General features: G+C 41.9%; 7 protein-coding genes. 6 read left to right on the forward strand and 1 reads right to left on the reverse strand.

Going from position 1 to position 13447, the window contains the following annotated elements; genetic code table 11:
- Positions 1 to 1232: 1232 nt before the first annotated feature.
- Positions 1233 to 2141 (forward strand): polysaccharide deacetylase family protein, encoded by a 909-nt coding sequence (locus RMY00_RS16600; protein ID WP_322648579.1) that lies wholly within the window; start codon positions 1233 to 1235, stop codon positions 2139 to 2141.
- A gap of 723 nt (positions 2142 to 2864) precedes the next feature.
- Here RMY00_RS16600 and RMY00_RS16605 read toward each other — a convergent pair.
- Entirely contained in the window at positions 2865 to 7529 is a 4665-nt protein-coding gene (locus RMY00_RS16605; protein ID WP_322648580.1) for a glutamate synthase-related protein, read from the reverse strand.
- Positions 7530 to 8541: 1012 nt separating this feature from the next.
- Between RMY00_RS16605 and RMY00_RS16610 the strand changes: the two genes are divergently transcribed.
- From RMY00_RS16610 to rpsG, 5 genes are all read left to right on the forward strand, one after another.
- On the forward strand, positions 8542 to 10590 hold the full coding sequence (locus RMY00_RS16610) for a phosphodiester glycosidase family protein (RefSeq protein WP_416212072.1): 2049 nt from the start codon (positions 8542 to 8544) through the stop codon (positions 10588 to 10590).
- Positions 10591 to 10876: 286 nt separating this feature from the next.
- Positions 10877 to 11296, forward strand: coding sequence for a cupin domain-containing protein (locus RMY00_RS16615; RefSeq protein WP_322648582.1), 420 nt, complete (start codon positions 10877 to 10879; stop codon positions 11294 to 11296).
- A gap of 228 nt (positions 11297 to 11524) precedes the next feature.
- Positions 11525 to 11854, forward strand: a complete 330-nt coding sequence (locus tag RMY00_RS16620; protein WP_322648583.1) for an iron-sulfur cluster assembly accessory protein — start codon at positions 11525 to 11527, stop codon at positions 11852 to 11854.
- A 148-nt stretch (positions 11855 to 12002) separates the two neighbouring features.
- Positions 12003 to 12386: a 30S ribosomal protein S12 gene (rpsL, locus tag RMY00_RS16625; protein ID WP_012410236.1), complete on the forward strand. Its 384-nt coding sequence runs from the start codon at positions 12003 to 12005 to the stop codon at positions 12384 to 12386.
- Positions 12387 to 12915: 529 nt separating this feature from the next.
- The gene (rpsG, locus tag RMY00_RS16630; RefSeq protein ID WP_069070112.1) at positions 12916 to 13386 is read left to right on the forward strand and encodes a 30S ribosomal protein S7; all 471 of its coding nucleotides are present in this window, start codon (positions 12916 to 12918) and stop codon (positions 13384 to 13386) included.
- Positions 13387 to 13447 lie beyond the last annotated feature (61 nt).

Here is a 13447-nt window from a genome sequence, read left to right on the forward strand (position 1 = left end):
TCTAATTTGATTGGGTGAAAAAATCTAAGTATATCTAGTGACGTGAGCCACCTAAAATTAGTGCAATAAATTTTGTCGGCTGGGTCGTTTGCGTCAGCTTTGCACAGCGAAGTATGAGATGCAACTCCGATAAATGTTGGGTTTTGCGTTTCATAATTTTATCTGTATCACGCGATTACGTGTATTTCAAAAATTTTACATATTCTGAATTTTACGTCAACTAATTCTACTGAGTTTCAACATTAGTATGTTTTATACCAATTAGGTACTGCTTTAACAGTAGGGCTATCAAGATTTGAATAAATTGCGTAATTTTACTGTGACAGTATATACTAGATTGTACTATTAATAATATATAAATCTCCCTTACTATCAAGAAGAAAATTAACAGACAAAAAGCTACTAGGAATTTAGGCTTAAGTACCAGCATCAAAAACAGAGTTAAGCTGTTGAATAGAATCATTTTTGCTGAATGCTTTAAAAGCATCTAAATTAACGAATAAATGCCCCTTGGCAATGAGAAACTATATTTAATGGATTTTCGTCTGTCTATTTCATAGAAAGTTCAAGGCAACATTCTAAAAGTTAAAAATTTAACTTTTTCTTAAAAAGGAAGGAATGCTAGTAGGCAGTAAGATATATCTTATCAAGAATAGAGCTAATAGTTTATTAGACTCTTTTCTGAAAGATACTCCAGCCTTTATAAGTAGTTTTGTATGTTAATTAAATAATTTACTCAGCTACAACTTATACAGCTTTACTGTCAGAAAGTATTGCTCTAAAAACTTCAGCCCACAAAAAATGCTAATTGTAGGCATTGATAGTTAAGCTACATCTTATTTGGAAAGCTATAAAAGTTGAAAGGATAATCCTACCTTAGCGGTGAAGAGAAAGACAGAAACTAATTCAGAACTGTGATAAAGAAGATTTTGGGATGTCATTAATTATTCGATTGCGCTTTTTATTAAAGCTAGGGGTAAGAATCTTGTTTGTTATAAATGGGTTGACATTAAACAGTATTAGGTATTGTATAAGCGATGGCCCAAATCTAGAGCATCTAGATTTCAGTTAAAGCTGTATAGTCTGTCTTCTAAATTGTGAATTTTCATTATTCCCAATTCCAGTTTTCAGGATTACCAAAAAGCAAATGGTATCTAAAATATCTAAAAAAAGTGTGCTATAACGTACCGTCATAACGTGGCTGATGGTTCGATATTTGAAGGAGCTATGAGGTGGAAAACAATAAGTCGTTTCTGTGGCCAGAAGGAATATTAGTTGCACTGCTTGCCTTATGTGGTGTTTTTAGCCTTGCTTTCATGATGCTTCTAAGGCCAAATCTTTCGGAGGCTCAGAGTAGACAGAGTATAAATTTCAAGGAGGTAGCTGCAAACGCAGGAACTCAGCAGCGCATTGAGAAATTAAAGGCGGCGATGCTTACAATTTGGCAGCAAGAAGCACAAGTAAAGGGACTAGCCTACTCTGTACCATCACGTTTTCAAGGGGCAATAATTAACGCTGCAAAACTTACTAAGGGGGAAAAAGTAATTGCTCTCACCTTTGATGATGGCCCTTGGCCCAAGACCACAGAACAAGTGCTAGATATTCTAAAATCAAATAATATCAAAGGGACGTTTTTTGTCGTCGGGCAGAACCTAAAAAATTATCCAGAGTTAGGAAAGCAAATTGTAGCTCAAGGTCACGTCATTGCCAATCATACTTGGCATCACTGGTATCACTTCATGAATCCACAAGCTGCTGCTTTTGAAATAGATCGCACAGCAGACCTCATTTATCAAGTTACAGGTGCTAAAACAAACCTCTTCCGACCGCCTGGTGGCATTCTGCACAATGGATTAGCTGCTTATGCGAAAGGCGAAAAATATGCTGTGGTGATGTGGTCAGCTGACTCCACAGATTACAAGTTGCCGGCTGTACCAAAGTTGATAAATAATGTGATTAGAGATTCAAAACCTGGTGGTATTGTCCTAATGCATGATGGTGGCGGTAACCGTTCTAGAACTGTGCAAGCTTTACCAGAAATTATTAGCAACTTTAGAAAGCAAGGCTATCGCTTTGTTACTATTCCAGAACTTTTAGAAATGGAAGATGCAGACCAAAAGTTCATTGCTAAAAAAAAGTAATAATTATTAATTATAGGTAATTAGTTAATAGTAATTGGCTAAATACTAACCATAATTCATATCTTCGTTCCCAGATTTGTCGATAGTCTGCTACTTCCTGCGATTATTCAACAAGATTCACACTTGTTAGTTACCGATTTTTTTCCACCTCTAGATATCATTATTATTTTTATCTCGTTGTATGAAATATCCTTGCCTAAGAGCAATCAAGCTATCTGTTAACCACATTTTTCTTAATATTGGAAAGCTTGTTTGATAAGTATGTTGAACACTTAAGTTTCAGATACACTTGACCAGCTCTTAGTTTTATCGCTAAAGTTAGATTTTTATTGAGAATGAATAACGAACGAATAAAGTTTAGAAAAAACGAGAGCGATCGCTATTACAAATGTTGAGAAATATTCAAGTAATAGATAAGCAAGCGAGGAGATGGCGCACTGTGAGAGTAGAGCCTGTATAACAGTAGAGCTATTTTCTGAAAAAATGTAACCGTTCACACTCCTCTCCACCTCTCAACAAGAAATCAAGGTTTTTATAGATTTTGCTGGGGAGTGAATGATTGTCTAAGAATCTAAACTTTATTCTTAAACAATTATGCTTATACCTCAAGGGTATTTCTCTTGAGGTATTTTACTTATTTGGGGTATGAGAACCTTGTTTTATCAAAAGGCAGGCTTTCCGGCCTGCCTCATAAGATTGGATAATTTATTTGTTGGAAGTCTCTTAATGACTGCTTACTAAACTAAACTTAGTTGTTTTTTGCTCAGGATCGGCTTCTGGACTATCAGCTTCAGAAGGCGGAACTAACTGCCAGAATTTCGGCAAAAATTCTTGCCAGTTTTGCAGAATTTTCTTCGCCTTTGGTGAACCAGTGCGTTCAGCATGAGTTTTGATTAACTCTTGCAGTTGTTTTGCACCTGCTTCTGTAATCACCCGTTGGATTTTGACAATTTCCGGGTTGACTAACTCACGAAATGAGTCGTTTTCATCTAAGAAGTACGCCAATCCACCAGTCATTCCAGCTGCTACGTTACGTCCTACTTTGCCGAGGACGACAATCACACCACCAGTCATGTATTCACAGCAGTGATCTCCAGCGCCTTCAATCACTGCTATGGCTTTGGAGTTTCTCACAGCAAAGCGCTCTCCTGCTAAACCGTTGGCAAATAACATGCCACCAGTAGCACCATAGAGGCACGTATTGCCAACTATGACGTTTTGTGATGCGTTATAGGTAGCATCGGGTGAAGGTTTGATGATGATTTGACCACCATGCATTCCTTTACCTACGTAGTCGTTTGCCTCTCCTGTCAGGGTCAAAATTATACCGGGGAGGTTGAACGCACCAAAGCTTTGCCCAACACTACCTGTAAAATTGAGATTAATTTGTCCTTCAAAGTCGCTGTCACCGTATTGAGAAGCGATCGCTCCCGCTAATCTTGTACCTACTGTTCTGTCAGTATTGATAATTGGGTAAGTCTTGGTAACAGTGGACTGATCCCTAATGGCAGTCTGAATGTCGGAATCGGCAAGCATCTTGTCATCCAAAACCACGCCGTTGCTGTGGACTTCTTCATGCAGTAACCAATCACGATTGTCTCTGGTATCTGGTAGCTTCAGTAAACAATCTAGGTTCAATGACTGCGTTTTGGTGAGTTTTGCCTCTGGGCGCAGTTTCAACAAATCTGCACGTCCAATAATTTCTGACAAAGAACGGTAGCCAAGTCGTGCTAACAAACTACGCACTTCTTCGGCGATGAAGTAGAAGAAGTTGACAACCTGTTCCGGCATTCCGGTAAACCGCTTGCGGAGTTCTTCTTTTTGCGTAGCAACACCCACAGGGCAGGTATTCATGTGGCAAACTCGCGCCATGATACAGCCTTCAGCAATCATGGCGATGGAGCCGAAACCGAATTCTTCACCGCCCATCAATGCACCTATTACCACATCCCAGCCACTCTTGAGTCCGCCATCTACGCGCAAAATCACGCGATCGCGCAGGCTATTTTCCATCAAGACGCGATGCACTTCACTTAAACCCAGTTCCCACGGTGAACCAGCATGTTTAATCGAACTTAGTGGCGATGCACCTGTACCACCATCATGTCCAGAAATCTGGATAATATCAGCGTTTGCCTTGGCTACACCAGCTGCGATCGTGCCAATGCCAACTTCTGCAACTAACTTCACCGACACCTTGGCTTTGGGATTAATTTGGTGCAGATCAAAAATCAGTTGTGCTAAGTCTTCAATGGAATAGATATCGTGGTGCGGTGGTGGTGAAATCAGCGTGACACCTGGCTTCGAGCGCCTTAACATCGCTATGTATTGGCTCACCTTGGGCCCTGGTAGCTGTCCACCTTCCCCAGGTTTAGCACCTTGGGCAATTTTGATTTCAATTTGTTTGGCGTTGACTAGGTACGCTGGCGTGACACCAAAGCGTCCTGATGCAACTTGCTTGATGGCACTATAGGCTTGATCGCCATTCCGCAATCCTTTTAAATGAGGTAAGGTTGGCGAGTGACCAGACTCGTCTACATCATCTAAAACCGTATAGCGCACTGGATCTTCGCCGCCTTCTCCAGAGTTAGATTTACCGCCAATGCGGTTCATGGCGATCGCTAAAGTTTCATGGGCTTCTCTTGACAAAGCACCCAAAGACATGCCACCGGTGCAGAAGCGCTTAACAATTTCAGTTACCGACTCAACTTCTTCTATAGAAATTGGGGTGCGATCGCCTTGGAAGTCTAGCAAGTCGCGCAAGGCTGTTACTGGCCTACCTTGAAGATGCTTCTTGTAAACTTCGTAGTGGTCGTAGTTTTTGCCATCTAAAGCCTTATGCAGCGCCTTAACCATTTCTGGGCTATTCATGTGGTACTCGCCGCCAGGGCGATACTGCACAAAGCCGAGGTTTTGTAACTTATTGGCCGTCACTTCTGGGAAAGCTTTGCAGTGGAAGGAAAGCACTTCATCAGCTAGTTCGTTAACACTCAAACCACCGATACGGGAAGTCGTACCCCGGAATCCCAGTTTGATTAAATCTCCACCAATGCCAATAGCTTCAAAGATTTGGGCTGCTTGATAGCTGGAGAGCAGAGAAATTCCCATTTTGGAGAGAATTTTTAGCAAACCTGACTCTACTGCTTTGCGATAGTTTCCTAAAGCTTGTTCTAGGGTGAGGGTGGGAATTTTTTCTACACCCATTAACTTTTGAGTTTTGGGATCAGACCACCAATCACGCACTGTATCCAAAGCCATATACGGACAAACTGCACCAGCACCGTAGCCAATGAGACAAGCAAAGTGATGAGTACTCCAGCATTGAGCAGTATTGACAATTAGGGATGTTTTCATTCGCAACCCTTCCCGAATCAGGTGATGATGTACAGCACCCACTGCTAACAGGGGAGGAATGTATGTATCTTCTGGGCTGATACCGTCATTTGCCTTATCGCTTAAGATTAAAATTTTTGCACCTGCGCGGACTGATTGGGCTGCTTGTGCTTGTAAAGATTGGACTGCGGCCTTTAATCCTTCAGGGCCGGTAGCGATCGCAAATCGGGTTGACAACTCAGCCGTGGCAAATCCTGACAGCTTAATTGCCTCTAACTCACCATCTGTTAATACTGGCGATTCAAGTTTCAATCTCCGAGCATATTCGGCTTTAGGTTCTAATAAATTACCCCGTTCACCCAGTTCGACTTTCAAAGACATCACTAGCTTTTCCCGCAGGGGATCAATCGCTGGGTTAGTCACCTGAGCAAAACGCTGTTTGAAATAGTCATACAGCAGGTGGGGTTTTGTTGACAGCACTGCTAAAGGAATATCATCCCCCATGCAGAAAGTTGGCTCTGAACCTGCGATCGCCATTGGATGAATCACCATTTCTACATCTTCTGTGGTGTAGCCAAAGGCAGTTTGCAGCTGAAGCAATGTTTGCTTGTCAATTGTCACTTGTCCTTTGCCATTGCCATTTGCTAATGACGGATGACCAACTAATGACTTTAGTTCTTGACGGTACTGTTGCAGCCATTCACCATAAGGGTGCTGCTTGGCAATGCGCTGCTTAATCTCCCAATTTTTCAGGACTTCATGATTTACTAAATCCACGGCAATCATTTGTCCTGGGCCGAGCCTACCTTTCTCGACAATATCAGCTTCTGGAAAGTCTACTACACCAGCTTCCGAAGCTACCACAATGTAGTCGTCTTTGGTGATCAGGTAGCGAGCTGGTCTTAAGCCATTACGATCTAGTGTTGCACCAACTTTTTTGCCATCGCTGAATACTAAAAGTGCTGGCCCGTCCCACGCTTCTTGCAGACCACTGTAATATTCGTAGAAATCAACAATTTCTGGAGAGTTAGCTAAAGAAGGCTGATTTTGGTAAGCCTCTGGAACCATAATCATTAAAGCTTCCAAAGGGCTGCGTCCAGAGCAAACCAGCAATTCCAGCACATTGTCTAGGGTAGCTGAGTCGCTGTTATCAATATGAACTAATGGCTTGAGTTCCTTGATGCGATCGCCCCATACAGGATGGTTTAGGCTAGCTTCTCGTGCCATCATCCAGTTGATGTTACCCAACAAAGTATTGATTTCGCCGTTGTGGCCCAAAAGCCGCATTGGTTGAGCTAGGGGCCACTTGGGCATTGTGTTGGTACTAAAGCGGCGGTGATAGACAGCAAAGGCGCTTTTGTAAGCTGGATTTTTTAAATCGTCATAAAAGCTGCCCAATACGGCAGAACGCACCATGCCTTTATAGACAATTGTGCGGCTTGACAACGAGCAGATATAAAATTCTTCTGAGATATTAGTTGCAACTTTACTAATTCGGCGGCGGGTAATGTACAATTGCCGTTCTAATTCATCGCCGCTTTTGTCAACAGAAGCTAATAAAACTTGTTCAATCTGGGGTTGATTTTCTCTTGCTTGTACCCCAAGCAAATCAGGTTGCACTGGCACAACTCGCCAACCCAGTACAGTGAATTTTTCTTCAGCAGCCACTTGCTCAACTGCCGCCCTAGCTTTTTGTGCTGCTTCCTGGTCTTGTGGTAGAAAGATCATCCCAACAGCTATATTATTGATGGATGGAAGTTCCTTTCCACTTTCGGCAAAGTCTTGTTGGAACAACTCCCAAGGGATAGCTGTCAATACTCCAGCACCATCACCAGAATCTTGATCGGCGCTACAACCTCCCCGGTGTTCTAAGCAAGTTAAAGCAGCTAAGGCTTTTTCGACAATTTCGTGGCTGGTATGATTTTGGCGATGAGCAATAAAACCCACACCACAGGCATCTCGTTCCTCTACTAACCACTTTTGCCCCTGATAGGTATCTCTTGAGTTGATATTCGCTGTGATTTGTTGGTTTTGATTCATCGGTTTATTATTCATACCCTGTTCCTGAAGTATTGAGTTACCAATTTTGCCACTACGTTATGGAAAAAATTTCTAAATTCAGCGATGGAAAAATATAAAAGCACCGAAATTTAGGGAAAAAAAATTTTAACTTCGGTTTTACTTTCTTAGTTCACCCGTGTTAAAATTTATGCGTACTTTTTATGTATTTATGCGGTGTTAGACAACTTACCTCCGCCAAGACATTATTTTTGCCCTGACAGTTTCTTTTTTATATTGTGAAGCTAAATATTTTCTCAATTCTCTTTTTCCAGATGCACGCTAGCTACTCATAGAGCCTATTTCGGCTCACCTGAAACAAAACTAAACGCTGTAGTATTTTTTAAAGCCAAAGTCGAAATAATTCATAATTGATCGTGACAATCAAGGACTTGCTTTAAACGTTGGCGCTAGCCTCTCTCCTTCTCCCAAAGGGAGAGGCTAGCGCCAAGGCAGAGAGAAGGCTTTAAGTTACGCTACCTTAATTCGTAGTTGTAATCAGTGGGGGGTCGCACCCTCCATTGTCTTGTTAACCACTAAATCTTTAATTTAGTGTGGGCTGCTGTACCCTTATTAATTACGAATTAGTAATTATTTAGTTATCCCGATCCAGCAATAAAATCAGCGTATTACAATATATACCCATTTGACAATTCCCAAATATCTTTGTTATCTAGAGTTTTTCCGCTTACTAGTTAGCGCATGTATTACTATTAACTAGACCTTACTGAATTAGCAACGTTCAGTCAGGATTAAATATCTTAATCCAGTTTTGATAATCAAAACTACCGTGTATAGTGTGGTTAGAATTAGTGCCAGTTAAAACACTTCATTGCAGTTGCTTTAGCGTCTAAATAAACTTCTTGGCTTTTAAAAGAGATAACTAGCCAATATATACAATAGCATGTTTTTTCAAAAATAAACTCATGTTTTTTTTATATTTCCAAATAATTAGTTAGTTTATACCTTGGCTGATAGTTTTCAAAAAACCTAGTAAATTATGGTAAAAATGCCGAATTATTGCCAATCAGAGAATGGCGAACGCAGATTTTTCCGGGCTACTGTGTCATCAATATTTTTAATAACACTATGCTTAACTACTACATGTGCTGCGATCGCCCAAGAGTCCTCAAAAAACGCCCAATCAAGACCCAGGCTTATCTCCCAGTCACCTACACCTGCTTTAACAGGCGTAGTATCCTCTGGTAATCAAATTTCCCTCAATGGTCGTACTCTACCAGGAACTTGGTTACAGCAATCTGGAAAAGCTGGTCGGATTACAACTCATCTCAGTGATGGGGCATTTAGGCAGTTAATTGGAGTAAATTTCTTAAACAGTAGTAACTCAGCAACGCAACCAATACAGTGGTTTTCATCGGTGACAAAGCCACTGATTTTATCCACTAAGCTACTAGGCGCATATCGCTATCTTGATATTACTAATTTTGCTCAAACATCTGGATGGGAAATCCGAACCAATGGCAACATTTTGGTGATTGCTACCCCAAAAGTGCAAATTACAAACATTGTTCAAAGCCAGGAACCTCCAGAAGCGAGTACCCCTTTGCAACAGACTCGGATTCTTGTCAATTTAGATCATCCAACTCCCTGGCAAGTTGCACAAGGGTCAATTATTAAAAAAATTGAAACTCCATCCCTCGATCCAGATACACCAACCCTAAAACCCACTACACCTCCAAATCGAGAGTGGACAATTACGCTGGATGGAATAGCCGATCCCCTTTTGATAGAACGCTATACCCCCCAGCCACCACCAGCACCAGCAGTACCACCAACATTGCTGCCAAACTTGCTCAAACAATTATTACCAGTTACACCAACACAACCAATACCACCAGCACCAGCACCTGCACCAGTACCTGAACCACTAATTCAACAAGTGGAGGTCGTGAAAAACCAAACCATAATTAGTCTGAGCGTTCCCTTCGGTCTATCGCCTCAAGTTAGTACTGTAGATAACCCCAATCGCCTGATTATCAATATTCGACCCGATCCCCTAGAAGAAAGAGATATTACTTGGGCGCCAGGATTGCGCTGGCGACAGCATTATGTCAGCTTAGGTACAGAACGCTTTCCAGTAGTCTGGTTAGAAGTTAATCCTCGTAAATTTGGTCTAACTCTAAAACCTATGTGGGCTAGTACTAATGGACTTGCGGGTACTGCTCCCTTAATTCAAACAGCACAACGTTACCTAGCAGTAGCTGGAATTAATGGTGGTTATTTTAACCGCAATAACAGATTCCCCTTGGGTGCGATTCGTCGGGATGGTCAGTGGTTATCAGGCCCTATTCTCAACCGAGGTGCGATCGCTTGGAATGATTCTGGTCAATTTTACTTTGGTCGTCTCACCTTAGAAGAAACTTTAATCACGGCAAATGACCAGCGCCTACCAATTCTGTTTCTCAATAGCGGCTACATCCAAAGTGGTATTTCTCGTTACACGCCAGCTTGGGGATCAACTTATACGCCCTTGACGGATAACGAAATTATCCTAGTGGTAGAGAAAAACCAAATTACTCAACAATTACCAGGCGGCAAAGTTGGTGAGACGGCCGTTCCCATTCCTCAGGATGGCTACCTACTAACCTTACGTGCCAACGCAGCTAGTGCTGCCTCACAGCTACTTATTGGAAGCGCAGTAAGCATTTCCAGCACCACTACCCCGGCTGATTTTAGTCGTTATCCCCACATAATCGGAGCCGGGCCGCTATTAGTCCAAAACCGTCAAATTGTCCTCGATGCCAAAGGCGAAAAATTCAGCAATGCTTTTATTGCCGAAAAGGCTATTCGTAGCGGTATTTGCACAACAGCAACAGGTACATTGATGATTACTGCCACACATAATCGTCCGGGCGGTTATGGCCCTAATTTGGGAGAACATGCCCAATTGCTGCAACAGATGGGCTGTGTGGATGCCCTAAATTTAGATGGTGGTAGTTCTACCAGCCTTTATTTAGGAGGACAACTACTCGATCGCTCCCCTAGTACAGCTGCCCGTGTTCATAATGGAATTGGTATTTTCCTAAAACCACGATAATCAAGGAGTAGGGAATGGGACATAAGGGAGATAATCCTTCACTCCAATTCCCCACTCCTCACTTCCTATTTTTTTAAAGATTACAACAAGCTGCCATTTTGCTTGATGAAGACTTAGTGTAGATGCAAGAGTTTTAGGAGTGATGATTTACACCGTCACGTTTGATTTTGCTATCTTTATCAAGGTGCGACAAAATTGCTGGTTTCCAACGTTGCAAGATAGCGCCAGATTTTTCTATCAATAGTAAGAGTACCAACGGTTTGTTATGTCTTCAAATGAGGTAACTATGGCTCGATATCAAGAAACTACACAGACTGAAACTCTACATTTACCTTCAAATATCACTTCCAGAGGCATTGCTGCAACAGAGCTACGTCCTTGGGGTGCTTTTACAGTTTTGGAAGAAGGGCGCGGATACAAAATCAAGCGCATTGAAGTTAAGCCCGGACACCGCCTCAGTCTCCAAATGCACCACCACCGCAGCGAACATTGGATTGTCGTATCTGGCACAGCTAGGGTAACTTGTGGCGAGAGAGAAGTACTACTGAGTAATAATGAGTCAACTTATGTACCCCAATGTACATCTCATCGTTTAGAGAATCCTGGCGTGATTCCTTTGGTGTTGATTGAAGTGCAAAATGGCGAATATTTAGGAGAAGATGATATTATTCGCTACCAAGATGACTATGCTCGTACCAAAGATTAAAGCTCTAATCTAAAAACTGAATACATTTTTGTGCAAACCGTCTTTGGGAACCACTACACCCCAGAAATCCCCACCTTAACTAGGTGGGGACTGAAATATTTTGTGCTATAAATGTAGTAATAACGATCGCCCTCATAGCTTCGATGATTTGGAATTTTCAAGAAGCTAGGATTAATCCATCCGTCTGTAAAATCAAGATAGGGTTTTCAATTATAAAAAACGAGTTCCATGATTCATCTGAGTCAAGCAGCCGCGAGTGAGATTGGGCGAATAAAGTCCAAGCAGCAACCAAATGTCTTATTTCGATTGGCAGTAAAACCAGGTGGTTGTTCCGGGTTCTTTTATGATATGTCCTTCGATAAAGCAATAAAAGTTGACGACCAGGTTTTTAACTTGGATGAGATTCAAGTAGTCATAGATGCCACAAGCTTAAGTTACCTCAATGGTTTGAGGATGGATTATTCAGAAGACTTAATGGGTGGTGGTTTTCGCTTCCAAAACCCTCAGGCGATCGCAACCTGTGGCTGTGGTAATTCATTCTCCATAACTAGTCAATAGTCCAAAATTTAGCGATCATTTGCCAATAATAAAGGAAAAATGACTAACTAATTAAGGAAAAATTACAATTGACATAAAACCGTAAAAAACGATATAATTAGGATTTGTTAAAACTTAGACATATAAGCAGCTTTACGCGCTGTAACTCATGCCAACAATACAGCAGCTAATACGTAACGAGCGCGAACAAGCGCGTCAGAAAACCAAGTCCCCAGCTCTGAAACAATGCCCCCAACGTCGGGGAGTTTGTACCAGAGTATACACGACTACACCAAAAAAACCTAACTCAGCTCTACGTAAAGTAGCAAGAGTCAGACTTACCTCTGGATTTGAAGTCACAGCTTATATTCCAGGTATTGGTCACAACTTACAAGAACACTCAGTTGTAATGATTCGTGGTGGTCGGGTTAAGGATCTACCAGGCGTGAGATACCACATTATCCGTGGCACCCTAGATACAGCCGGAGTCAAAGACCGTAAACAAGGGCGTTCCAAGTATGGAACCAAGCGTCCGAAAGAAGCGAAAAAATAGGATCGGGCGATTAATCGCATCCAACACGATTAATCGTCTAGCTTACAAGCGCTCAAAGACAAAAAAACTATCAAGGTCTGTGTACTAAGAGCAGTTACGAAAGCTGCTCAAGTCTGTTAAAAAAATCAAGCAGGCTACACCTACACTAAGCGAGCAAGTGTAGAAGTTCTGAGGAGAATGCTGTAACCCACAGCAGAATTCTAATCTGGACATTAAAGTTTAGAGTCTTGTCGCCTTGAGTATTTAGTTGCAGCTAGTAATTCAATGAATTTTAAATTTTAGATTTGCACTTTTGGATTGGTCGAACCCACAGGGGGATGAGGCTTACAGACTTTTGATTTTTTCCAATCCTTGTGGTCGGAACATCTACCAAAAACTCTAATCCAAAATTAGCAGTCAATTTAAGTCAGCCTTGCTGTAACAGTCGAAAACAAAATTGAGAAAGTCTGAGGGTTTAGTTCCACAGCTTTTAGTTTCCGGTGTCTGATAGCATATAATTTCGTTGCCAATTCCGAATTAAAGGTGAAGTATGTCTCGTCGTGGTGTTATTCAAAGGCGCCCAGTTCCGTCTGACTCTGTATATAACAGTCGCCTTGTGAGCATGATTATCAGGCGGATCATGCGTCATGGCAAGAAATCACTTGCCGCACGGATTGTTTATGATGCATTAAAAACTATTGAAGAACGCACTGGTGCTGGTGCTTTGGAAACCTTTGAAAGAGCAGTGCGAAATGCCACGCCTTTAGTAGAAGTAAAAGCTCGGCGAGTTGGTGGAGCAACCTACCAAGTACCAATGGAAGTGCGTACAGAACGGGGTACTACCCTAGCACTGCGTTGGTTAGTGCAATATTCTCGCTCAAGACCAGGCCGGACAATGGCAAGCAAACTGGCAAATGAATTAATGGATGCTGCCAACGAAACTGGCAATGCGATTCGGAAACGTGAAGAAACGCACCGGATGGCGGAAGCTAACAAAGCATTCGCACACTATCGTTACTAAGTAGAAAAGCGATATATCGCGCTCCAGAAGCGGTATATCGTATGATTTACAAAAAGAAGAC

The sequence above is a fragment of the Nostoc sp. ChiVER01 genome, assembly GCF_034531155.1.
Lineage (GTDB): Bacteria > Cyanobacteriota > Cyanobacteriia > Cyanobacteriales > Nostocaceae > Nostoc.

Bases quoted from the DNA above. Each gene is read 5' to 3' on its own strand.
- RMY00_RS16615 (WP_322648582.1), top strand. From the start codon at position 10,877: ATGGCTCGATATCAAGAAACTACACAGACTGAAACTCTACATTTACCT.
- rpsG (WP_069070112.1), top strand. From the start codon at position 12,916: ATGTCTCGTCGTGGTGTTATTCAAAGGCGCCCAGTTCCGTCTGACTCT.
- RMY00_RS16620 (WP_322648583.1), top strand. From the start codon at position 11,525: ATGATTCATCTGAGTCAAGCAGCCGCGAGTGAGATTGGGCGAATAAAG.
- rpsL (WP_012410236.1), top strand. From the start codon at position 12,003: ATGCCAACAATACAGCAGCTAATACGTAACGAGCGCGAACAAGCGCGT.
- RMY00_RS16610 (WP_416212072.1), top strand. From the start codon at position 8,542: ATGCCGAATTATTGCCAATCAGAGAATGGCGAACGCAGATTTTTCCGG.
- RMY00_RS16605 (WP_322648580.1), bottom strand. From the start codon at position 7,529: ATGAATAATAAACCGATGAATCAAAACCAACAAATCACAGCGAATATC.